The sequence below is a fragment of the Allobosea sp. CS1GBMeth4 genome, assembly GCF_900185715.1.
In the GTDB taxonomy this organism is placed as follows: domain Bacteria; phylum Pseudomonadota; class Alphaproteobacteria; order Rhizobiales; family Beijerinckiaceae; genus Allobosea.
Map to the genome: position 1 here is coordinate 114739 of NZ_FYAS01000014.1, position 21321 is coordinate 136059.

At 69.1% G+C, this 21321-nt stretch carries 20 protein-coding genes and 1 tRNA gene; 12 read left to right on the forward strand and 9 right to left on the reverse strand.

The features are described 5' to 3' along the window. Nucleotides 1–59 precede the first annotated feature (59 nt). The 7 genes from CS1GBM4_RS07920 to CS1GBM4_RS07950 all read left to right on the forward strand — a co-directional run bounded on the left by CS1GBM4_RS07920 (nt 60) and on the right by CS1GBM4_RS07950 (nt 7298). A complete protein-coding gene (locus CS1GBM4_RS07920; RefSeq protein ID WP_186418159.1) occupies nt 60–734 on the forward strand; it encodes an HAD family hydrolase in 675 nt (224 codons plus the stop codon). A gap of 2 nt (nt 735–736) precedes the next feature. Beyond that, complete coding sequence (locus tag CS1GBM4_RS07925) at nt 737–1684, forward strand: sugar-binding transcriptional regulator (protein ID WP_186418160.1); 948 nt, start codon at nt 737–739, stop codon at nt 1682–1684. A 145-nt stretch (nt 1685–1829) separates the two neighbouring features. Then, nucleotides 1830–3143 carry an extracellular solute-binding protein gene (locus tag CS1GBM4_RS07930; protein ID WP_186418161.1) on the forward strand — a complete coding sequence of 438 codons (1314 nt, stop codon included), beginning with the start codon at nt 1830–1832 and terminating at the stop codon, nt 3141–3143. Continuing rightward, a complete protein-coding gene (locus CS1GBM4_RS07935) occupies nt 3127–4131 on the forward strand; it encodes an ABC transporter permease subunit (RefSeq protein ID WP_186418162.1) in 1005 nt (334 codons plus the stop codon). Before CS1GBM4_RS07930 ends, CS1GBM4_RS07935 begins: the two co-directional genes overlap by 17 nt. 8 nt (nt 4132–4139) lie before the next feature. Beyond that, a complete protein-coding gene (locus tag CS1GBM4_RS07940; RefSeq protein ID WP_186418163.1) occupies nt 4140–5030 on the forward strand; it encodes an ABC transporter permease subunit in 891 nt (296 codons plus the stop codon). A 31-nt stretch (nt 5031–5061) separates the two neighbouring features. Next, nucleotides 5062–5802: a glycerophosphodiester phosphodiesterase family protein gene (locus CS1GBM4_RS07945; RefSeq protein ID WP_186418164.1), complete on the forward strand. Its 741-nt coding sequence runs from the start codon at nt 5062–5064 to the stop codon at nt 5800–5802. 5 nt (nt 5803–5807) lie between these two features. After that, nucleotides 5808–7298, forward strand: coding sequence for a mannitol dehydrogenase family protein (locus CS1GBM4_RS07950; RefSeq protein WP_186418165.1), 1491 nt, complete (start codon nt 5808–5810; stop codon nt 7296–7298). A 125-nt stretch (nt 7299–7423) separates the two neighbouring features. Here the strand turns inward: CS1GBM4_RS07950 and CS1GBM4_RS07955 are convergent. After that, nucleotides 7424–7498, reverse strand: a tRNA-Gly gene (locus CS1GBM4_RS07955). Nucleotides 7499–7957: 459 nt separating this feature from the next. Here CS1GBM4_RS07955 and CS1GBM4_RS07960 point away from each other — a divergent pair. The 4 genes from CS1GBM4_RS07960 to CS1GBM4_RS07975 all read left to right on the forward strand — a co-directional run bounded on the left by CS1GBM4_RS07960 (nt 7958) and on the right by CS1GBM4_RS07975 (nt 11555). Beyond that, nucleotides 7958–8485 carry a prolyl-tRNA synthetase associated domain-containing protein gene (locus CS1GBM4_RS07960; protein ID WP_186418166.1) on the forward strand — a complete coding sequence of 176 codons (528 nt, stop codon included), beginning with the start codon at nt 7958–7960 and terminating at the stop codon, nt 8483–8485. Nucleotides 8486–8573: 88 nt separating this feature from the next. Further along, on the forward strand, nt 8574–9473 hold the full coding sequence (trxA, locus tag CS1GBM4_RS07965) for a thioredoxin (protein WP_186418167.1): 900 nt from the start codon (nt 8574–8576) through the stop codon (nt 9471–9473). A 13-nt stretch (nt 9474–9486) separates the two neighbouring features. After that, entirely contained in the window at nt 9487–10158 is a 672-nt protein-coding gene (locus CS1GBM4_RS07970) for an LON peptidase substrate-binding domain-containing protein (RefSeq protein ID WP_186418168.1), read from the forward strand. Next, a complete protein-coding gene (locus tag CS1GBM4_RS07975; RefSeq protein ID WP_186418169.1) occupies nt 10155–11555 on the forward strand; it encodes an MFS transporter in 1401 nt (466 codons plus the stop codon). The genes CS1GBM4_RS07970 and CS1GBM4_RS07975 overlap by 4 nt, the downstream gene beginning before the upstream one ends. A 168-nt stretch (nt 11556–11723) precedes the next feature. Here the strand turns inward: CS1GBM4_RS07975 and CS1GBM4_RS07980 are convergent, their stop codons facing one another. Next, the gene (locus tag CS1GBM4_RS07980; protein WP_186418170.1) at nt 11724–14117 is read right to left on the reverse strand and encodes a transketolase; all 2394 of its coding nucleotides are present in this window, start codon (nt 14115–14117) and stop codon (nt 11724–11726) included. A 110-nt stretch (nt 14118–14227) separates the two neighbouring features. Further along, nucleotides 14228–14830 carry a hypothetical protein gene (locus CS1GBM4_RS07985; protein ID WP_186418171.1) on the reverse strand — a complete coding sequence of 201 codons (603 nt, stop codon included), beginning with the start codon at nt 14828–14830 and terminating at the stop codon, nt 14228–14230. Nucleotides 14831–15004: 174 nt separating this feature from the next. Here CS1GBM4_RS07985 and CS1GBM4_RS07990 point away from each other — a divergent pair, with 174 nt between their 5' ends. After that, nucleotides 15005–15487, forward strand: coding sequence for an Lrp/AsnC family transcriptional regulator (locus CS1GBM4_RS07990; protein ID WP_186418172.1), 483 nt, complete (start codon nt 15005–15007; stop codon nt 15485–15487). 53 nt (nt 15488–15540) lie between these two features. Here the strand turns inward: CS1GBM4_RS07990 and CS1GBM4_RS07995 are convergent, their stop codons facing one another. The 6 genes from CS1GBM4_RS07995 to CS1GBM4_RS08020 all read right to left on the reverse strand — a co-directional run bounded on the left by CS1GBM4_RS07995 (nt 15541) and on the right by CS1GBM4_RS08020 (nt 21308). After that, complete coding sequence (locus CS1GBM4_RS07995; RefSeq protein WP_186418173.1) at nt 15541–16578, reverse strand: amino acid ABC transporter permease; 1038 nt, start codon at nt 16576–16578, stop codon at nt 15541–15543. Next, nucleotides 16575–17738: an ABC transporter permease subunit gene (locus tag CS1GBM4_RS08000; protein ID WP_244607117.1), complete on the reverse strand. Its 1164-nt coding sequence runs from the start codon at nt 17736–17738 to the stop codon at nt 16575–16577. Before CS1GBM4_RS08000 ends, CS1GBM4_RS07995 begins: the two co-directional genes overlap by 4 nt. A 176-nt stretch (nt 17739–17914) precedes the next feature. Continuing rightward, nucleotides 17915–18943: an amino acid ABC transporter substrate-binding protein gene (locus tag CS1GBM4_RS08005; protein WP_186418175.1), complete on the reverse strand. Its 1029-nt coding sequence runs from the start codon at nt 18941–18943 to the stop codon at nt 17915–17917. 164 nt (nt 18944–19107) lie between these two features. Beyond that, nucleotides 19108–19590, reverse strand: a complete 483-nt coding sequence (gene tsaA / locus CS1GBM4_RS08010) for a tRNA (N6-threonylcarbamoyladenosine(37)-N6)-methyltransferase TrmO (protein ID WP_244607118.1) — start codon at nt 19588–19590, stop codon at nt 19108–19110. 49 nt (nt 19591–19639) lie between these two features. Then, nucleotides 19640–20449, reverse strand: coding sequence for a molybdate ABC transporter substrate-binding protein (locus tag CS1GBM4_RS08015; protein ID WP_186418176.1), 810 nt, complete (start codon nt 20447–20449; stop codon nt 19640–19642). A gap of 4 nt (nt 20450–20453) precedes the next feature. Further along, entirely contained in the window at nt 20454–21308 is an 855-nt protein-coding gene (locus CS1GBM4_RS08020; protein ID WP_186418177.1) for an extracellular solute-binding protein, read from the reverse strand. Nucleotides 21309–21321: the final 13 nt, after the last annotated feature.

Genomic DNA, 21321 nt, shown 5'->3' on the forward strand with positions numbered 1-21321 from the left:
GACAGGATTCCGAGCAGATGCTCTCTATCGGAGCATCTGACCACAATCCTGTTGCGCCAATGACCCGCTCGTCCCCGCATTTCGATCTCGTGATCCTCGATTGCGACGGGGTCCTCGTCGACAGCGAGACGATCAGCTGCCGGATCCTGGTCGAGCTTCTCTCGCCTTTCGATCCCGCCTACGATCTGCGTCACGTGATGCGGCGCTTTCTCGGGCGGCCGGCGAGCGCGGTGATCGAGGACTATGAGCGGATGAGCGGCGGCCCCGCCCCGGACGGCTTCACGCGGGACTGGCGCGCCAGGCTGTTCGCTGCGTTCTGCGCCGAGCTGCGTCCGATCGCGGGCGTGCGCGAGGCGGTCGAGGCCTTCGCCGCCGATTACTGCGTCGCCTCCTCCAGCGACGAGGAGCGGATCGAGCTGAGCCTGCGCCAGGCCGGCCTGTGGGACCTGTTCGACGGGCGGATCTTCAGCACGACGCGGGTGGCGCGCGGCAAGCCGGCGCCCGATCTGTTCCTGCTGGCGGCGGCCGAGCGCGGCGCGGCGCCGGAGCGCTGCCTCGTCGTCGAGGACAGCGTCAGCGGCGTGAAGGCGGCCAGGGCCGCGGGGATGACCGCCTTCGGCCTGGCGGCCGGCAGCCATTTTTCCGTGCTCGACCAGCGCGACGCCCTGGCCGAGGCCGGCGCCGAGCGGGTGTTCGGCTCCTGGCGCGAACTCGCTCTGCAGGAGGCCGGCTGAGCATGGCGGAGAACGACAGCGCCCGCCTCGACGATGCCGCCCGCGCCGGCTGGCTCTACTACATCGCCGGCCGCACCCAGGAGGACATCGCCCAGATCCTGAACATCTCGCGGCCGGCGGCGCAGCGGCTCGTCTCGCTCTGCCGGACGGAGGGGCTGATCAGCTTCCGGATGAATCATCCGATCGCCGACTGCATGGACCTGGCGGCGCGCCTGCGCGATCGCTTCGAATTGCAGCATTGCGACATCGCGCCGGCCGATGGCTCGGACGAGACGGCGGCCTCCGGCGTCGCCTCGCTGGGCGGGTTGCTGATCGAGCGCTGGCTGCGCTCGCGCAAGTCGCTGGTGATGGCGCTCGGCACCGGCCGCTCGATGCGCGCCAGCATCGAGCGGGTCTCGCCGATGTCCTGCCCGCTGCACCGGCTGGTCTCGCTCGTCGGCACGATCTCCCCGGACGGCTCGGCGAGCCGGTTCGATACGCTGGTCAAGCTGGCCGAGCTCACCAAGGCCCAGCATTTCCCGATGCCGCTGCCGCTTTACGTCTCGAGCCCGGAGGAGCGGGCGCAACTGATCGAGATCGAGTCGGTCCGGCGGATCCGCGCCATCGCCGGCGAGGCCGATCTCTGGCTGATGGGCATCAGCCAGATCGGCGACGACGCCGTGCTCTATCGCGACGGCTTCATGACCCGCAGCGAACTGCTCGAACTGGTCCGTCACGGCGCCGTCGGCGAGGTGACCGGCTGGGCGTTCGACGGCGAGGGCAGGGTGCTCGACCGCGGCCTGAACCTGCGTGTCACCAGCGTGCCGCCGGAGCCTGGCAGCAACCGCCTGCGCATCTGCATCGCGCACGGCGCCGCGAAGGTGGCGCCGCTGCGGGCCGCCCTCGCCGGGCGCATCGTCAACGGCCTGATCATCGACGAGGACACGGCGCGCGCCCTGCTCGCCGGCTGAGCGCGGCAGTCTCCGATCCGCTCGGCGGCCGTCCCTGGCGCGCCGTCATCGCCCTGTCACGGGCGGTTGACATAAGGAGGCGATGTGCGAGCATATGCTTCAATAAAGAGCATATGCTCGCATAACGTCATGACGGGAGGCTTCGATGCGACCTATCCATGCGGTGTTGGCGGGCGTGGGTGCCCTGGTGCTGGCCGGCCTGTCGCCGGCCCGGGCGGCGACCGAGATCGAGTTCTGGCACGCGATGAGCGGCGCGCTCGGCGAGCGCGTCGAGGAGATCGTCAGGAAGTTCAACGACTCGCAGAAGGACTATGTGGTCAAGGCGATCGCCAAGGGCAGCTATGACGAGGTGCTGAACGGCACGATCGCGGCCTACCGGGCCAAGCGGCAGCCGGAGATCGTGCAGTCGAACGAGCGCTCCTTCCTGACCATGGTCAATTCGGGCGCGATCATCCCCACGGCCGAGCTGATGGCGCAGCAGGGCTACAAGGTCGACTGGTCGAACTTCATCAAGCCGGTGGTCAGCTACTACGCGGTCGACGGCAAGCTGCAGGCGATGCCGTTCAACTCGTCGACGCCGATCCTGTTCTACAACCGCGACCATTTCAAAGCCGCGGGCTTCGACAAGCCGGGCGCGACCTGGCAGGAGCTCGAGCCGCAGCTCGACGCGATCAAGGCCAAGGGCGTCTCGAAATGCGCGATGGTTCTGCCCGGGGACTACGAATGGAGCTTCCTCGAGAACTACAGCGCCGTGAACGACATCCCGTATGCGACCAAGCGCAACGGCATGGACGGGCTCGATACGTCCTTCGTCTTCAACAAGGGCAAGCTCGTCGGCCAGGTCGAGCGCATGAAGCGGCTGGTCGGCTCCGGCGTGATGCAGATCGCCGGGCAGGGCGTGATCCCCGTGCAACTCTTCACCTCCGGCGAATGCTCGACGATCATCGCCTCGACGGCGGCCCATGCGGCGGTGGTCGCCGCGGCCAGGTTCGAGTGGAGTGCGGCCGAACTGCCCTATGAGCAGGGCGTTTCGCCGAAGAACAGCGTGATCGGCGGCGCGGCGCTCTGGACCCTGAAGGGGCATACGCCGGAGAAGTACAAGGCGGTCGCCGCCTTCTACAATTTCCTGGCGCAGACCGACACGCAGGTCTGGTGGCATCAGGCGACCGGCTATGTGCCGGTGACCGTCGCCGCCTATGAGGCGGCCAAGGCGCAGGGCTATTACGACAAGAACCCGACGCGGGCGCTCGCCGTGCTGCAGCTGATGCGCGGCACGCCCAGCGACAATTCGCTCGGCTTCCGCATCGGCAACAGCAACCAGATCAATGTGGCGATCATGGAGGAGGTCTCGGCCGCCTTCCTCGGCCGCAAGCCGGTGCAGCAGGCGCTCGACGAGGCGGTCAACCGCGGCAACGAGGCTCTGCGCCGCTACGAGCAGCTCAATGCCGGCAAGAAATAGCGGCAGCCTGGCGGTACCGGCCGGCGCCGGAGCCCTGGCTCCGCGCCGGCCTGCGACCCGCCGGCCTCTGCCCGCGGCGGGGACGGGCGAGGCGGAGAGCGGCCTGAAGCGCGCCCATTTCGACGATTGGCGCCTGCCGTTCTGGCTGCTGGCGCCGCAGCTCTTCATCCTGCTGCTGTTCTTCTTCATCCCGTCGGTGCGGGCGCTGCTCCAGGCCTTCCAGCTCACCGACCCGTTCGGCGCGACGACACAGTGGGTCGGTCTCCAGAATTTCGAGCGGCTGTTCCGCAGCGGGGTCTACTGGTCCTCGGTGCAGGTGACGCTGGCCTTCACCCTGGCGCAGAACATCCTGACGCTGTCGGCCGCGCTCGTGCTCGCCTTCGCCACCAACCATATCGCGCGCGGCCGCGGCGCCTATCGCACCATCCTGCTGCTGCCCTACGCCATCGCTCCGGCGATCGCCGGCATCATGCTCGCCTTCCTGTTCAATCCGCGGGTCGGGCCGGTCGCGCATCTGCTGCAGGGGCTGGGCCTCGACTGGGACCCGAACCGCAATTCCGGCCATGCGCTGGCGCTGATCGTCATGGCCGCGTCGTGGAATCACATCTGCTACAATTACATTTTCCTGGTCGCGGCGCTGCTGTCGGTGCCGCAATCGATCCTTGAGTCGGCCTATCTCGACGGGGCGGGGCCGATCCAGCGCTTCCTGCGCATCTCGCTTCCCATGATCGCGCCGACCCTGTTCTTCCTGGTGGTGATCAACTTCGTCTACGGCCTGTTCGAGACCTTCGCGATCGTCGACGCGACGACCCGGGGCGGCCCGGCCGGCGCGACCTCGATCCTGGTCTACAAGGTCTATCAGGACGGCTTCGTCACGCTCGACCTCGGCTCCTCGGCGGCGCAGTCGGTGGTGCTGATGGCGCTGGCGCTCGCGCTCACCTTCGCGCAGTTCCGCTTCATCGAGCGGCGCGTGAACTACAGCGTCTAGGGGCGGGGATGAACGAGCGCACGCCGGTCCTCGACCTCGCCTGCCACGCCATCCTGGTGCTCGGGGCGGCGATCGTCTGCCTGCCGATCTATTTCGTCCTGGTCATCGGCTCGCAGTCGCAGCAGGAGATCATGCAGGTGCCGCTCTCCTGGCTGCCGGGCGACCAGTTCCTGGCGAACATGCAGAGCGTGCTGAGCAGCGCGAAATTTGGCCGGCTCCTGCTCAACTCCTTCATCGTCGCCTGCGGCATCACCTTCGGCAAGCTCGCGGTCTCGCTGATCGCGGCCTTCGCCGTCACCTATTTCCGCTTCCCGTTCCGGCTCACCGCCTTCTGGCTGATCTTCATGTCGCTGATGCTGCCGATCGAGGTGCGGATCGTGCCGACCTATGAATCGGCGGCCAATGTGGCGCTGCCGCTCAACATTCTCGGCGGCTGGCTCGGCTGGCAGGCGCTGGTCGATCTCGACTGGAACCTGGTCAACAGCTATTCCGGCCTGATCCTGCCGCTGATCGCCTCGGCGACGGCGACCTTCCTGTTCCGGCAGTTCTTCCTGACCGTTCCGGACGAGCTCTGCGAGGCGGCGCGCATCGACGGCGCCAGCCCCTGGCAGTTCTTCCGGCTGGTCCTGCTGCCGCTGTCGCGCTCCAACATCGTGGCGCTGGCGATCATCCTCTTCCTGATGGGCTGGAACCAGTATCTCTGGCCGCTGCTGCTCACCACCGATCCCGACATGGCGACCGCCGTGATCGGGCTGAAGAAGCTGATGCCGCAGAGCGACTCGCTGCCGACCTGGCACGTGCTGATGAACGCGGCCTTCCTCACCATGCTGCCGCCGACCATCGTCATCCTCCTGCTCCAGCGCTGGTTCGTGAAGGGGCTGGTCGACAGCGGCAAATAGGTCATCGCACTCGGATAACGGGACTTCCCTCATGCGGATCATCGGGCATCGCGGCGCACGCAACCTCTGGGCCGAGAACAGCATCTCCGGCTTCCGGAATCTCTGCGGCCTCAAGGTCGATGCGGTCGAGCTCGACGTGCACCTCTCCAGCGACGGCGAGATCATGGTGATCCACGACCCGCTGCTCGAGCGCACCACCGATCACAGGGGGCCGGTCGGCGGGCTCGACCGCGAGGCGCTGCGCCGGGTGAAGCTCAACGACACGCTCGGCGAGACGATCCCGACGCTGCCGGCCGTGCTCGACGTCTTCGGCCCGACCGGGATCGAGCTCGAGATCGAGATGAAGATGGACGCTTTCGGCAGCCCCTATCCCGGCCTGCTCGACAAGGTGATCGCCCTGGTCGAGGAGCGCGGGCTGTCCGCGCGCGTCGTGCTGACCTGCTTCGTGCCGGAGGTGATCGAGGAGATCCGGACCAAGGCGCCGCGGCTGCGCCGCCTCGCCTCGGTCGACCGGCGCTCCTGCGAAGCGTATGGCGGCGTCGAGCGGACGCTGAAGCGCTTCGCCGATCTCGGCTGCATCGTCGCGGTGGAGCAGTCGCTGCTGCGCCTTACGCTCGACCGGGCGCTCGCCATCGTCGGGCGCGAGCGCCTCGGCGTCTGGGTGCCGAACACGGTCCGCGACATCGCCTTCTGGCTCGGCCAGCCGGTCTCGCAGATCACCAGCGACCGGCCCGACCTCGTCATCCAGCTCGCGGCGGCGCGGGCGAAGTGACGCCGATGGCGGTCAGGCTTTCGCGCGCGACTCTGGCCGCCGTCGCCGGCTCCGCTGCCGTCCCGCAATACCGGCCGCAGCTTCTCTCGCCCGGCATCGTCCATATCGGCGTCGGCAATTTCCACCGCGCGCATCAGGCGGTCTATCTCGACGAGCTCTTCGAACGGGGGCTCGACCGCGACTGGGCGCTGATCGGCACCGGCATCCGCGAGGACGACGCCAGGATGCGGAGCGATCTCGCGGCGCAGGACTTCCTCACCACGGTGGTGACGCAGGAAGCCGGTTTCTCGCAAGCCCGCATCATCGCGCCGATGCTCGATTTCATCGCCCCGGGAGAGAGCGAAACCGTGCTCGCGCGCCTGGCCGACCCGCGCATCCGCATCGTCTCGCTGACCGTCACCGAAGGCGGCTACCATGTCGACCCGGCGACCCAGGCCTTCGCTGGCGACGATCCCGACATCGCCGCCGATGCCGCCGACCGGCTGCGACGCCCGAAGACCGCCTTCGGGCTGATCGCCGCGGCACTGCTGCGGCGCCGGGCGGCCGGCGTCGCGCCCTTCACGGTGATGTCCTGCGACAATCTCCCCGGCAACGGCCATGTCGCGCGGGAGACGGTCGCCGGCCTGGTCGAGCTGGTCGACCGTTCGGACGCCGCCTGGATCCGCGAGACCGTCGCGTTCCCCAACGGGATGGTCGACCGGATCACGCCGGCGACGACGCAGCGCGAGCGCGAGCGGCTGCTGGCGGATTTCGGCATCGACGATCGCCGCCCGGTCTTCTGCGAGGATTTCCGGCAATGGGTGCTGGAGGATCGGTTTCCGGCCGGCCGCCCGCGGCTGGAGGAGGTCGGCGTCCAGTTCGTCGCCGATGTCGCCCCGTTCGAGCTGATGAAGATCCGGATCCTGAATGGCGGGCACGCCGCGATCGCCTATCCGGCCGGCCTGCTCGGCATCCGCTTCGTCCACGAGGCGATGCAGGACCCGCTGATCGCCCGTTTCCTGTCACGCCTGCTCGCCGAGGAGGTGGTGCCGCTGGTGCCGCCTGTGCCGGGGACCGATCTGCGCGCCTACAGGCGGACGGTGGAGCGGCGGCTCGCCAATCCGACGATCGCCGACACGATCGGGCGCCTGTGCCGCGACGGCTCCGACCGCCAGCCGAAATTCATCCTGCCGACGCTCCGCGACGCGCTCGCGACCGGGCGCGGGATCGACGGGCTCGCGCTCGTCTGCGCCTTCTGGTGCCGCTATTGTCATGGCGAGAGCGAGAGCGGCGCGCCGGTGACGGCCGAGGACCCGATCTGGCCCCGGCTGCGCGAGCGGGCCCGGATGGCGAAGGCCGAGCCGGCCGCCTGGCTCGGGATGCGCGACATCTACGGCTCGCTCGCGCAGGAGCCGCGTTTCAGCGCCGCGTTCGGCGCGGCGCTGCGCGCCATCTGGGCCGAGGGGACGAGAGCGGTGCTGGAGCGCTACTGCGCGGCGGAGAGCACGCCGCCGTGAGGCCAAGGCCAGCGCCCAGCGCCGGAGCCTCGACAGGTCGGCCAAGACGCGCGCCACAGCGCCCAAAAAGCAAAAAGCGCCGGGAAACCCGACGCTTACGTGCCTCTCAAACCTTGAGAAATGTCTGGAGCGGGCGAAGGGATTCGAACCCTCGACCCCAACCTTGGCAAGGTTGTGCTCTACCCCTGAGCTACACCCGCATCCGAGACAGTCGCGCCGGTGGCGCGGCCGGGTTATTGCCCCAAAGCGACGGGAAGCGCAAGCGCCTTGTTGCAATTTTCTGATGGTGGCGTGTCGGCCCGGCGAAACCGGCGTGAAAACCGCGTTGCGAGCGGGATGCCGGCCCGCCTCCCGCCGGGAGCGTGGCACGACGGGGAGAGGCCGGGCGCCAGAGCCCGTGGGTCGCGCTCCGAGTCGGGGCATGCCGGGGCCGGCTCGCCGCCGGCCGGGCCGCCAGCGAGCGGCTCGATCGCCGGCCGCCTCGCCTGCGGCGCTTGCCTGCGCCGGCCGGCGGGCTTAGAGCCGAACCGATCGGGCTCAGCCGGCCCGATCGGTGAACCCGTCCCGCCTCCCGCGCCCGGGGCCGTCCTGCCGATCGGCTTGCGATGCAGGCGGGCCGGGCGGCTTCGTTTCGCGCGTCCTGCCTGCTCCGGTCGACCATGCCGACACCGCTCTCTCCCGACGCTCTCATCGCCAAGCTCGAAGGGCTCGGCATCGCGACGACGCGCCTCGACCATGTCGCGGTGTTCACGGTCGCCGAATCGAAGGAACTGCGCGGCAAGGTGCCGGGCCATCACACCAAGAACCTGTTCCTCAAGGACAAGAAGGGGCGGCTCTTCCTGGTCTCGGCGCTGGAGAGCACGCGCATCGACCTGAAGCGGCTGCACGAGCGGCTCGGCGCCAGCGGCCGGCTCTCCTTCGGCTCGGCCGAGCTGCTGATGGAGAAGCTCGGCGTGACGCCGGGCTCGGTGACGGCCTTCGCCGTTGCCAACGACCATGCGGGGGAGGTGACCATGGTGCTCGATGCCGCGCTGATGGACGGCGAGCGCCTGAACTTCCACCCGCTGGTCAACACGGCGACGCTCGGCATCGCACGCGACGACATGCTGGCCTTCCTGCGCGCGACCGGGCACGAGCCGATGATCGTCGCGCTGCCGGCGCCGCCGGACGATGGACAGAACGGCTGAAGCCACCCATGTAAGAGGCGGCGCGCTGCGGCGGCCATCCGGTTTCCAGATTTCCAAGACCGACAGATTGCTAGGTGAAGGACGAGCCATGCTGGTCAACGGCGACGCGGCCCCGGCCAAGGGCCTGATCAAGGACACGACGACGCAGGGCTTCCGCCAGGACGTCATCGCCGAATCGATGAACCAGCCGGTGCTGGTCGATTTCTGGGCGCCCTGGTGCGGCCCGTGCAAGCAATTGACCCCGGTGATCGAGAAGGTGGTCGGCGAGGCCGGCGGCAAGGTCAAGCTGGTCAAGATGAACATCGACGAGCATCCGGCCATTCCGGGCCAGCTCGGCATCCAGTCGATCCCGGCGGTGATCGCCTTCCAGCGCGGCCAGCCGGTCGACGGCTTCATGGGCGCGCAGCCGGAGAGCCAGGTGAAGGCCTTCATCGAGCGCCTGGTCGGGCCGATGGGGCCGGGGCCGGTCGAGGAGGTGCTGGCCGCGGCGGCAGAGGCGCTGGAGGCGGGCGACGCCGCCGGCGCGAGCGAGCTCTATGCGCAGGTGCTGGCGGCCGAGCCGGAGAATGTCGCGGCGATCGCCGGCATGGCGCGGCTGCATCTCGACGCCGCCGACATCGAGGGCGCCAAGGGCTTCCTCGCCATGGTGCCGGCGGCAAAGGCGCAGGATCCGGCGGTGGCGGCGGTCAGGGCCGCGGTCGAGCTCGCCGAGCAGGCCGCCTCGCTCGGCGACACGGCCGAGCTCGAGGCCAGGGTCGCGGCCAATCCGCGGGATCATCAGGCCCGGTTCGACCTCGCTTTGGCGCTCAACGCGCGCGACAGGCGCGAGGAGGCGGTCGACCAGCTGATCGCGATCATCAAGGCCGATCGCGCCTGGAACGACGACGGCGCCCGCAAGCAATTGCTGCAGTTCTTCGAGGCCTGGGGGCCGATGGACGAGCACAGCGTCGCCGGGCGGCGCAAATTGTCGGGCCTGCTGTTTTCGTGAAGGGAGGCGCGCCATGGGCATGAACGCGGTCTATTCCGGGCCGGAGGACTGCCCGGCGGTGATTCCGCTGTTCCCGCTCGCCGGCGCGCTGCTGCTGCCGCGCGGCCAGATGCCGCTCAACATCTTCGAGCCGCGTTACCTCAGCATGATCGACGACGCGCTGCGCTCGCACCGCGTCATCGGCATGATCCAGCCGGAGCCGGAGACCGGGCGCCAGTCGCAGGTGCCGGCGCTGCTCCAGGTCGGCTGCCTCGGCCGGATCACCCAGTTCGCCGAGACCGGCGACGACCGCTACATCGTCACGCTGACCGGGATCTCGCGGTTCCGCCTGGAGGAGGAGCTCTCCGTCGCGACCCCCTATCGACAGGGGCGCGTCGCCTATGACGGCTTCGCGACCGATTTCCAGGCGCGCGCCGGCGAGGAGGAGGTCGACCGCGCCGGCCTGCTCAAGGCGCTGCGCAGCTTCGCCAAGGCGAACGAGCTCAAGATCGACTGGAAGGGCGTCAACGAGGCGCCGAACGAGGCGCTGGTCAACGCACTCTCGATGATGTGCCCGTTCGGCCCGCGCGAGAAGCAGGCGCTGCTCGAGGCCCCCAGCCTGAAGAGCCGGGCCGAGGTCCTGGTCGCGATCACCGAGATCGAGCTCGCCCGCGGCGGCTCCGACCCGGACACCACGCTGCAGTGAGCGCGGTTTCCCCGCCTGCCGCCGGCGACCAGCCGGCGAGCTATCCGCCGCGGCGCTCGGTCGTCGCCTGGATCTTCTTCGACTGGGCGGCGCAGCCCTTCTTCACCCTCGTCACCACCTTCGTCTTCGCGCCCTTCTTCGCCGCGGCGCTGGCCCGCGACCCGGCGCAGGGCCAGGCGCTGTGGGGTTACGCGACCGGCCTCGCCGGGCTCGCCATCGCGCTGCTCTCGCCCCTGCTGGGCGGCATCGCCGACAGGACCGGCCCGCGCAAGCCCTGGATCGCGGTGTTCGGCGCGATGCTGGTCGCCGGCTCGGCGATGCTCTGGTACGCCAGGCCGGGCTCACCCTGGGCGGTGCCGATCGCGCTCGCCGGCTTCGTCGTCGGCACGATCGGCGCGGAATTCGCGACGATCTTCAACAATGCGATGATGACGCGGCTGGTGCCGCCGGAGCGGCTCGGGCGCCTGTCGGGCACCGGCTGGGCGGTCGGCTATCTCGGCGGGCTGGTCTCGCTGGCGCTGACCCTCGGCTTCCTCGCGGCCGATCCGCATACCGGCAGGACCCTGGCGGGGCTTGCGCCGCTGTTCGGGCTCGACGCGGCCGCGCGCGAGGGCGACCGCTTCTCGGGGCCGCTCACCGCGCTGTGGTTCGTGATCTTCGTCACGCCGATGTTCCTGCTGACGCCGGATTCGCCGCGAACCGGCATCCCGCTCAGGCGGGCGGCGGCCGGCGGCTTCGCGCATCTCAGGGCGACGCTGGCCGAACTGCCCTCGCTGCCGGGGCTCGGCCGCTTCCTCCTCGCCAACATGATCTATCAGGACGGGCTCGTCGCGCTCTTCGCCTTCGGCGGCATCTACGGCGCCGGCGTCTTCGGCTGGCAGACGATCGAGCTCGGGGTGTTCGGCATCCTGCTCACCGTCACCGGCACGCTCGGCGCCTGGGCGGGCGGCAAGCTCGACGACGCGATCGGCGGCAAGCGGGTGATCCTCGGAGCGATCGCCTGCCTGCTCTTCGCCTGCGTCGGCATTCTCTCGCTCGGGCCGGACCGCGTCGCCTTCGTCGTCGCGGCGGCGCCGGCCGTGCCGGGCGACGGGCTCTTCGCCTCGCTGCCGGAGCAGGTCTATCTCGGATTGGGGCTGCTGATCGGCCTGGTGGCAGGCCCCCTGCAGGCGTCCTCGCGCAGCCTGCTCGCCCGCATCGCGCCGCCGGCCAGGATCGGCGAGTTCTTCGGCCTGTTCGCGCTCGCCGGCAAGGTGACGTCGTTCCTGGGGCCGACCCTGGTCGCGCTGGCGACGAGCCTGTTCGCCAGCCAGCGCGCCGGGCTCGCGGTGCTGATCGGATTCTTCCTGACCGGGGCCTGGCTGATCGCCGGGGTGAAGGTGAAGCGGGGCGGTTGATCGAGGGCGCGGGGAACCCTCTCCTGTAAGGAGAGGGCAGGGTGAGGTGTAGGCCATCCGACCAGTTCCGCGAGCGCTGACCGCGCGTCCAGGTTCAGGCCAACGTTTCCAGTCCGAACACCTCACCCCTGCCCCTCTCCTTCCAGGAGAGGGGTTCTACGTCGCGCCCTAAGGCAGCGCCTTCAGATACCGCACCGGCCGGCCCGGCGCGGCCGCCTGCGCCGCATGGACGATGGCGTTCGCGTCGATGCCGAAATGGCGGTAGAGGTCGGCGACCGTGCCGGTCTGGCCGAAATGCTCGACGCCGAGCGCCTTCTGGCGGTGGCCGTGGACGCTGCCGAGCCAGGCGAGCGTCGCCGGGTGGCCGTCCAGCACCGAGACGATGCCGCAATCGCGCGAGAGCTCGCCGAGCAGGCGCTCGACATGGCTGGTCGCCGCGTGGTTGCCGCGCTGGCGCGCCCGCTCGGCCGCCTGCCAGCCGGCATTGAGCCGGTCGGCCGAGGTGATGGCGAGCAGGCCGACATCGCGCCGGTCCTCGGCGAGCAGGCCGACGGCCTCGATCGCCTCGGGCGCGACCGCGCCGGTATAGGCGATGACGACCGAGGCGTTCGGGCCGGGTCTGCGCAGCCAATAGGCGCCGTCGATGATGTCGCGCTCCAGCTCCGGCGTCATCGGGCGCTTGGGCTGCTCGACCTGGCGGGTGGAGAGGCGCAGATAGACCGAGCCGCCGGTCTCGTCGCGCAGCCAGGTGCGCTCGTCCGGGTCGCCCTCGCCATCCTTCTGCAGGTAGTCGAACGACCAGCGCATCATCACCGCGAGCTCGTCGACGAAGGCCGGCTCGAAGGCGCAGAGCCCGTCCTGGCTCATGCCGATCAATGGCGTCGCGATCGACTGGTGCGCGCCGCCCTCGGGCGCCAGCGTGACGCCGGCCGGCGTCGCGACGACCATGAAGCGGGCGTCCTGGTAGCAGGCATAGTTCAGCGCGTCCAAGCCGCGCGAGATGAAGGGGTCGTAGAGCGTGCCGATCGGGATCAGCCGCTCGCCGAAGACCGAATGCGACAGGCCGAGCGCCGAGAGGTTGATGAACAGGTTCATCTCGGCGATGCCGAGCTCGATATGCTGGCCCTTCGGCGAGAACTCCCATTTCTGCATCGAGGGGATGCGCTCGTCCTTGAAGGTGTCGGCCAGCGAGGCGCGCGCGAACAGGCCGCGCCGGTTGACCCAGGGGCCGAGATTGGTCGAGACGGTGACGTCGGGCGCGGTGGTGACGATGCGGTCGGCCAGCGGCCCGCCGGTTTTCGCCAGCTCGTCGAGCACCTTGCCGAAGCCCATCTGCGTCGACATCACCGGCTGGATGCCGGCCTCGAGCTTGGCCGGGACGGGCAGGGCGGGCGCGGAATGGCGCCGGCGGCCCCGCGAGAAGAAGGGCACCTCGTCGAGGAAGGCGCGGATCTCGCTCTCGGGCAGCGTCAACCCCTCGAACAAATCCCATTCATGGCCGGGCCGGATGCGGTTGGCGGCCTTGAAGCCCTCCATCTGCTCCTTCGTCATCAGGCCGGCATGGTTGTCCTTGTGGCCGGCGAGCGGCAGGCCGAAGCCCTTGACCGTATAGGCGAGGAAGCAGACCGGCCGGTCATGCCCGATGCCCTCGAAGGCTTCGAGCAGCGAGGGCAAATCGTGGCCGCCGAGGTTGCACATCAGCGCCGAGAGCTCGGCGTCGGAGCGGCTTTCGATCAGCTTCGTCACCGGGCCCTGGTCGCCGAGATCGTCCATCAGCCGCTTGCGCCAGGCGGCGCCGCCCTGAAAGGTCAGGGCCGAATAGAGCTGGTTCGGGCAGGAATCGATCCAGGCCTTCAGCCGCTCGCCGCCCTTCTCCTTGAACGCCGCCTGCTGGAGCGAGCCGTATTTCAGCGTGACGACGTCCCAGCCGAAAGCGCGGAACATCTGCTCGATCCGGTCGTAGAGGCCTTCGCGCACGACGGCGTCGAGCGACTGGCGGTTATAGTCGATCACCCACCAGGTGTTGCGCACGCCGTGCTTCCAGCCCTCCATCAGGGCCTCGAAGATGTTGCCCTCGTCGAGCTCGGCATCGCCGATCAGCGCGACCATGCGCCCTTCCGGCCGATCCTTGGCCCAGCCATGCGCCTTCACATAGTCCTGGACCAGCGAGGAGAACAGCGTCTGCGCCACGCCGAGGCCGACCGAGCCGGTCGAGAAATCGACGTCGTCGATGTCCTTGGTGCGCGATGGGTAGCTCTGCGCGCCCTTGTAGCCGCGGAAGCTCTCGAGCTTCTCGCGCGTCTGCAGCCCCATCAGGTAGTTGATGGCGTGGAAGATCGGCGAGGCGTGCGGCTTCACCGCGACGCGATCCTGCGGCTTCAGCGCGGCCATGTAGAGCGCCGTCATGATGGTGGCGAGGGAGGCCGAGGAGGCCTGATGGCCGCCGACCTTCATGCCGTCCTCGTTCGGGCGGATATGATTGGCGTTGTGGATCGTCCACGAGGCGAGCCAGAGGATCTTCTTCTCCAGCTCGGCGAGGATGGGCAGACGGGGATCGGACATGAAAAGCCTCCAGCGCAGGCCATCATGCATGGTTCGCGTGGCGAAGGCAGCTAAAGATCGGCTGCCACGTCGGCGGTTTTAGCGGAAACCGCCAAGATCGGGGGCGATCCCTATTGAGGCTGCTGCTGTGGCAAGAGCCAGTCCCTGAACTCCATGGCGAAGTTGACCGTGAGCCGGTCGATCGGCTCGGCGAGGAAGGCCGCGTCGATCAAGGTGCCGCCGATGCCCTCGCCAGCGCGCGCGATCACCCGCAGTCCGGTGCGGACCAGGACCGGCGCGCCACTCTTTGCATCGACGATCGTCACGTCCGCCGTCATCTCATGCGGGCCGCCGACCAGGATGCGCTGAATGACCGACGTCAGACGGAGATTGCGCAGCGTCACCAGGATCTTCACCGGCCGCTGGCCGGCGAGGAGCGGCCTGAGCTCGTGTTCGAGCGCCTTGGAGATCTTGTCCGAGGCGGCCTTGGCGATGAAGGCGCGCGCCTCGGGCGTCTTCGAGAGCTCCTCCGCGTCCTGCTCCGGCAGGCCCTTGCTGCGGGCATAGGCCCGATCGCCATCGCCCCACCACAGGACCGCCGCCGGATCGACCTCGACGGCGACCGCCGTCAGGCGGAGCGCCTCGACCTGCTGCGGCGTGAGCGGGTTCGGGACGGTGACGCAGCCGGAGAGGGCTGCCGCGAGCAGGCAGAGCGAGAACAGGCGGTTGAGCATGGCGGGATCCGGAAGGCGGGAGCCCGACTAGACCTGAGTCGAGCCCGCAAGCCAGCGCGCGCCAATGCCGAAAGCTGAGCAAATCTGCAACCGTGGCGGGAATGTCACGATCGTGGCCCCAGCTCTTCCGCTTTTGGAGGCTTCCGCTAAGTTCGGCGGATCGGGTGAGGGAAAATGCCGGAATTCAAGCTCGACGACATCGACCGCCGCATCGTCCAGATCCTGCAGGCGGACGGGCGCATCAGCGTGCAGGAGCTGGCCGGCAAGGTCGGGCTCTCGCCGAGCCCCTGCGCCCGGCGGGTGCGCCTCATGGAGGAGGCCGGGATCATCGAGGGCTACGTCGCCATCGTCAGCCAGGAGAAGCTCGGCCTGCCGGTCTCGGTCTTCGCCTCGATCAAGCTGGAACGCCAGCGCGAGGAGGAGCTCGACCGTTTCGCCGCCGCGGTCTCGCGCTGGCCCGAGGTCGCCGACTGCTATCTGATGACCGGACAGCGCGACTATCTCCTGCGCATCATCGTCAGCGACCTCGCCGCCTATGAGCGTTTCCTCAAGGACAAGCTGACCCGGCTCGACAATGTCGCCTCGATCGAATCGAGCTTCGCGCTGGGGCGGGTGAAGCGCTCCTATTCCGTGCCGGTCGCGCTCGGGCGGGGCTGAACGCTCGCGCTGTCCCGAGGACCGGCGCGGCGGCTCCCGAGCCGGCCGGGACGTCAGTGCTTGCGTTCCAGGCTCCGGCTCCAGCGCGAGAGCGCGAAGCAGATCAGCCAATAGAGGCCGCCGGCAAAGGCATAGGCCTCCATGTTCATGCCGACCCAGTTCGGATCGGCGAGCGAGGCCTGGGCGATGCCGAGCAGATCGAGGATCGAGACCACGAGCACCAGCGTGGTGTTCTTGACCAGGGCGATGAACTCGTTGGTCATCGCCGGCAGCGAGATGCGCAGCGCCTGCGGCAGGATGATGAACCAGGTCGCCTTCCAATAGGAGAGGCCGAGCGCGGTCGCTGCCTCGCGCTGGCCCTTCGGCAGCGCCTGCAGGCCGCCGCGCACCGCCTCCGCCATATAGGCGGCGATGCAGAAGCCGAGGCCGATCACGGCGCGGGCCAGCCGGTCGACACCGATGCCGGCCGGCATGATCAGCGGCAGCAGCAGCGAGGCCAGGAAGATCACCGCGATGATCGGCACGCCGCGCCAGAACTCGATGAACAGCACCGAGACCAGCTTGACCACCTTGAGCTCGGATTGCCGCCCGAGCGCGAGCAGGATGCCGAGCGGGATCGCGATCAGGCTGGCGTAGATCGAGATGAAGACGGTCAGCATCAGCCCGCCCCATTCGCGCGTCTCGATGGCGCGCAGGCCGAAACCGCCGCCGAGCAGCCAGATTCCGAGCGGCGGCAGGATCACGAGCGCGGCGAGGCCGAGGCCGAGCTTCAGCCGTTGTGGCGCCAGGACGATTGCGGCGCCGGAGAGCGCGAAGACGAGTCCGGCGAGGTTCGGCCGCCAGCGCTCCTCGGCCGGATAGAAGCCGTACATGAACTGGCCGAAGCGCGCCTTGACGAAGACCCAGCAGGCGCCGGTGCCGGTGCAGTCGTTGCGGGTCTGGCCGCTCCAGCTCGCGTCGATCAGGGCCCAGCGGATGATCGGGACGGCGATCCAGGCGATCAACGCCGCGAGCACCAGCGTCACCACGGCGATGGTCGGAGTGCCGAACAGGCGCTCGCGCCAGCTGTTGGGGAGGGCGGCGGCGCTCATCGGGTCACCAGCGCGATGCGGGCGTTGTACCAGTTCATGAAGGCCGAGACGGCGAGGCCGATGACGAGATAGACCGCGAGCGTCATGGCGATGATCTCGATCGCCTGGCCGGTGTTGTTGAGCGCCGAGCCCATGAACAGGCTGACCACGTCGGGATAGGCGATGGCGGCGCCGAAGGACGAGTTCTTCAGCACGTTGAGGTACTGGTTGGTCATCGGCGGCGTCATCACCCTGAGCGCCTGCGGGATGGTGACGAGCCGCAGCGTCTGGCCGGGCCGGAGCCCCAGGGCCGACGAGGCCTCGATCTGCCCGTGCGGGACCGACTGGATGCCGCCGCGCACGATCTCGGCGATGAAGCCGGCGGTGTAGGTGACGAGCGCCGCCAGCAGCGCCACGAATTCCGGGATGACGACGAAGCCGCCGCGATAGTTGAAGCCGCGCAGCACGGGGATGTCCCAGCGGGTCGCCAGCGTCGCCCAGGCCAGGGCGAGGGCCGGGACGAGCAACAGCAGGACGAGCCCGACGCGCAGCACCGGCGCGTCGCGCCCGGTCGCTTCCTTGCGCCGCCTGGCCCAGCGCAGGAAGAGCCAGTGCAGCAGGACGGCGACCGCGATCGCGATGACCGCGCATTTGAAATTGGCGCCCGCATCGGGCAGCGGGATGGTCAGGCCGCGATTGTTGAGGAAGGCGACGCCGAAGACCGAGAGGCTCTCGCGCGGGGCGGGCAGCGCGGCGATGACGCCGAAATACCAGAACAGCACGAAGAACAGCAGCGGGATGTTGCGGACGAACTCGACATAGGCGCCGGCGATCGCCTGCACGAGCCAGATCGAGGAGAGCCGGGCGATGCCGATCAGGAAGCCGAGCAGCGTCGAGAGCACCAGCGCGATGGCGGTGACGAGCAGCGTGTTGGCGACGCCGGCCCAGAACAGGGCGAGGATGTTGTCGGACTGGGTATAGTTCGTCAGGACGAAGGGCACCTCGATGCCGGAGGTGCGCCAGAGGAAGTCGAAGCCGGAGGCGATGCCGGCCTGGACCATGTTCTGCGAGGCGTTGCGGATGAAATAGACCAGCAGCGCCACGAGCCCGATCAGCAGCGCGCCCTGGTAGAACACGTCGCGGACGCGCTTGTCGTTGATGAAGGCGAGGGCCCTGGCCACGATGCTCGATCTCTTAAGCGCTGAAAACGCGGCCGTCATTCCGGCCGAAGCGAAGCGGAGGGCCGGAATCCATCGTAGGGGACTGCGCTCCACGATGGATTCCGGAGCTGCGCGGCTTCGCCGCTTGTCCGGAATGACGGCGGTTCAGGTGCCGAGGCGGAACCGCCGTAGTGCTCTCACTGGAACGGCGGGGTGAAGAGCAGGCCGCCCTTGGTCCAGAGCTGGTTCTGGCCGCGCTCGAGCTTCAGCGGCGAAGCCATGCCGACGGTGCGCTCATAGCTCTCGCCATAGTTCCCGACCTGCTTGATCGCCTTGTACATCCAGTCGTCGGGCAGGCCCATCATGGCGCCGAAGCCGCCCTCGGCGCCGAGCAGGCGGCGGACTTCCGAGTTCTTCGAGCTCGCCTTCATCTCGTCGACGTTCTTGGAGGTGACGCCGAGCGCCTCCGCTGCGATGGTGCCGTTCAGCACCCAGCGCACGATCAGCTGCCAGCGTTCGTCGCCCCAGCGCGTCACCGGCCCCTGCGGGTCGTTCGAGATCGGCTTGGTCAGGATGATGTGGTCGTCCGGGACCTTGAGCTTGACGCGCTGGCCGGCGAGCGCGCCGACGCCGGCGGTGTAGGCGTCGCAGCGGCCGCTGTCATAGGCGGTGATGGCGTCGTCGTTCTTCTGGAAATTGGTGATGGTGACCTTGAGGTTGCGCTCGCGGAACCAGTCGGCGGCGTTCTTCTCCTCGGTCGAGCCGGCGGCGACGCAGACCGAGGCGCCGTCGAGCTCCTCGGCCGACTTCACATTGGCCTTCTTGCGGACGATGAAGGTCTGGCCCTCGTAGAAGTTGATGCCCTGGAAGTTGAGTCCGAGCGTGGCGTTGCGCGAGAAGGTGATGGTCGAGTTGCGCGAGAGCACGTCGACCTGGCCCGATTGCAGGATCGGCCAGCGCTGCTGCACCGAGGTCGGCGTGAACTTGACCTTGGTGGCGTCGCCGAGGATGGCGGCGGCGAGCGCCCGGCAATAATCGACGTCGAGCCCGCTCCACTCGCCCTTGTCGTTGGCGAAGGAGAAACCCGGCAGGCCGAGATGCACGCCGCATTCGAGATGGCCGCGCGCCTTGATCGCATCGAGCGTCGGGCTCGGCGCGAGCTGCTGCGCCGAAACGGCGAGGGTGCCGGCGGCGACGAGCGCCGCGGCGAGAGCAAAGGTCTTCATGTCCGTTCCCCAGTCTTGCGGCGCCGTGACGCCGCGTCGCGGCGACTATGCAACAGCGGAGCGGGGGAAGGTAAGGGGGGTGCCGCGCTTTCCTGGCGGGCCCCCGTCCGCCGTCAGGCACAGGCTCTGCCGCTTCTCGCGGAATCGGGCCCGGCCGGAGCGATTCAATCTCGCTGATCGGCGCGGGGCGAATGGCTGCAGCGGAAGGGCTTGATGTCGAGGAGCGGCGTGCCGTCGAGGCAGTCGAGCCCGCGCACCAGCAGGGTGCCGTCCGCGACGCCCTCCAGCTTCACCCGCGACAGCGCGATCGGGTTGGGCCGCACCGGCGAGCGCAGCGCGAAGGTGCCGAGCGTGCCGCCGCCGCGCGGGCTCTGCGTCAGCAGATCGCGCCTGGCCTCGTGCATCCAGTAGAGCAGGTCGAGCTCGTCGAAGGCCTCGATGCCGGCGAGCGCCGGCCGCCAGAGCGGGTCGACCTCGACGCGGCAGAGCGGGCCGTCCCGCCGGCCCTGGCGCGGGCAGTCGTCGCGCGTCGCGAAGGGCGTGCGGATACGGCCGATGAAGACGAGGCGGGCATCGCTCCGCTCGGGCAGCGGCGCTTCCGTCTCGCCCGGCCGGGCCGCCTGCCAGTCCATCGTCTCGCGCGTCATCGGATTCTCCGGAGATCGGAGCCATCCCCATGCGGCGGGGAGGGCAGGCTCATGGTTCCGTCCGCGGCAGGCCGGGCGCGGCGAAACCATGGCTCGCGAGGATCGCCTGCCCGCGCGGCGAGAGGATGAACATGGCGAGCCGGTAGCCGTTCGGCGAGGCCCGGTCCAGCACGCTCAGACCGTAATCGGCGCCGACGGCGAGCCGGTCGGGCAGGCGCAGCATCGCGATGCCCGGCTGCTCCTTCGCCAGCGGCCGGGCATTGGTGCAATAGGCCAGGAAGATGTCGGCCTCGCCGTTCGCGAGCTTGTGGCCGTAGACGTTGAGCCCGTCCGGCGCCGGCGTGCTGTCCGGCCCGCCGGTGAGCTTCAGCGCCTTGGCTTCGAGCGCCGCCCTCGCGCCGGGCTTCATCGCGTCGGCCCTGGCGAAGACGGCGAAGGCGTAATCGCCCGAAGGGTCGGCTTTGGGCGTCGAGGTGCCGAGCCTGACTTTCGGATCGAGCATCAGGTCGAGCAGGGTCGCGCCAGTCGCCGCCATGCCGGGCCGCAGGAAGGCGCAGAGCTCGTTGCGGGCGAAGAGCACGGTCGGCCCGGCGAGGCCGGCGCGCCCGAGCGCCTGCGGATGCTCCATGTTGGCGGAGGCGAAGACCTCTCCGGTCTCGCCGCCGGCGAGGCGGTCCCTGAGCAGGCCGGAGGCGCCGAAGCTCGGCTTGACCGGCAGCCTCGTCTCGCCTTCGAAGGCTTGCGCAATCTCGGTGAGGGCCGCGCGCAGGCTGCCGGCCGCATGCAGCAGCACCGGTTCATGCGCTGCGCCGAGCCCCGGCATCAGCGCGGCCAGCGCGGCGAGGAGGAGGCGGCGCATGGCATTACGCCCCGGCCTGCCCGGCATTGGGGAAGAAGAGCTGCTGGCCGTCGATCCTGTAGTCGGCGATCGCCTTCTGCCCCTCCGGGCTGGTCAGCCAGTCGGCGAAGCGCTTGCCGTCGTCGAATTTCACATGCGGGTGCTTGGCGGGGCTGACCGACATCACCCCGTACTGGTTGAACAGGCGCTTGTCGCCCTCGACGGATATGACGAGATCGCCGCGATTCCTGAACGAGATCCAGGTGGCGCGGTCGGAGAGAACATAGGCGCCCATCGCGGCGGCGGTGTTGAGCGCGGCGCCCATGCCCTGGCCGATCTCGCGATACCAGGGCCCCTTCTGCGCGGCGATGTCGATTCCGGCCACCTTCCAGAGGTTGAGCTCGGCGGCATGGGTGCCCGACTTGTCGCCGCGCGAGACGAAGGGGGTGGCCTTCTCCTGGATCGTCTTCAGCGCCGCGACGATGTCCTTGCTGCCGGAAACGCCGGCCGGGTCGCTCTTGGGCCCGATCAGGACGAAGTCGTTGTACATCACCGGCCGCCGCTCGTCGGCGAAGCCGTCGGCGACGAATTTCAGCTCCTGCGCCCTGGCATGGACGAAGACGACGTCGGCGTCGCCGCGCCGGCCGGTGTCGAGCGCCTGGCCGGTGCCTTGCGAGATGACGCGGACCTCGATGCCCGTCCTCGCCTTGAACAGCGGCAGGATGTGGTTGAACAGGCCGGAATCCTGGGTCGAGGTGGTCGAGGCGACGGTGATGAAACGCTCGCTGCTCGGCGCGGCGGGCGCCTGGGCGAGAGCGAAGCCGCCGAGCCCGAGGAACAGGCCTGTGGCGAGGAGGGAGCGGCGGGGCAGACAGGTCATCGGGCGTTTCTCC

Coding starts and splice junctions, on each gene's coding strand:
- CS1GBM4_RS07920 (WP_186418159.1), top strand. CDS start 60: ATGACCCGCTCGTCCCCGCATTTCGATCTCGTGATCCTCGATTGCGAC.
- CS1GBM4_RS07925 (WP_186418160.1), top strand. CDS start 737: ATGGCGGAGAACGACAGCGCCCGCCTCGACGATGCCGCCCGCGCCGGC.
- CS1GBM4_RS07930 (WP_186418161.1), top strand. CDS start 1,830: ATGCGACCTATCCATGCGGTGTTGGCGGGCGTGGGTGCCCTGGTGCTG.
- CS1GBM4_RS07935 (WP_186418162.1), top strand. CDS start 3,127: ATGCCGGCAAGAAATAGCGGCAGCCTGGCGGTACCGGCCGGCGCCGGA.
- CS1GBM4_RS07940 (WP_186418163.1), top strand. CDS start 4,140: ATGAACGAGCGCACGCCGGTCCTCGACCTCGCCTGCCACGCCATCCTG.
- CS1GBM4_RS07945 (WP_186418164.1), top strand. CDS start 5,062: ATGCGGATCATCGGGCATCGCGGCGCACGCAACCTCTGGGCCGAGAAC.
- CS1GBM4_RS07950 (WP_186418165.1), top strand. CDS start 5,808: ATGGCGGTCAGGCTTTCGCGCGCGACTCTGGCCGCCGTCGCCGGCTCC.
- CS1GBM4_RS07960 (WP_186418166.1), top strand. CDS start 7,958: ATGCCGACACCGCTCTCTCCCGACGCTCTCATCGCCAAGCTCGAAGGG.
- trxA (WP_186418167.1), top strand. CDS start 8,574: ATGCTGGTCAACGGCGACGCGGCCCCGGCCAAGGGCCTGATCAAGGAC.
- CS1GBM4_RS07970 (WP_186418168.1), top strand. CDS start 9,487: ATGGGCATGAACGCGGTCTATTCCGGGCCGGAGGACTGCCCGGCGGTG.
- CS1GBM4_RS07980 (WP_186418170.1), bottom strand. CDS start 14,117: ATGTCCGATCCCCGTCTGCCCATCCTCGCCGAGCTGGAGAAGAAGATC.
- CS1GBM4_RS07985 (WP_186418171.1), bottom strand. CDS start 14,830: ATGCTCAACCGCCTGTTCTCGCTCTGCCTGCTCGCGGCAGCCCTCTCC.
- CS1GBM4_RS07990 (WP_186418172.1), top strand. CDS start 15,005: ATGCCGGAATTCAAGCTCGACGACATCGACCGCCGCATCGTCCAGATC.
- CS1GBM4_RS07995 (WP_186418173.1), bottom strand. CDS start 16,578: ATGAGCGCCGCCGCCCTCCCCAACAGCTGGCGCGAGCGCCTGTTCGGC.
- CS1GBM4_RS08005 (WP_186418175.1), bottom strand. CDS start 18,943: ATGAAGACCTTTGCTCTCGCCGCGGCGCTCGTCGCCGCCGGCACCCTC.
- tsaA (WP_244607118.1), bottom strand. CDS start 19,590: ATGACGCGCGAGACGATGGACTGGCAGGCGGCCCGGCCGGGCGAGACG.
- CS1GBM4_RS08015 (WP_186418176.1), bottom strand. CDS start 20,449: ATGCGCCGCCTCCTCCTCGCCGCGCTGGCCGCGCTGATGCCGGGGCTC.
- CS1GBM4_RS08020 (WP_186418177.1), bottom strand. CDS start 21,308: ATGACCTGTCTGCCCCGCCGCTCCCTCCTCGCCACAGGCCTGTTCCTC.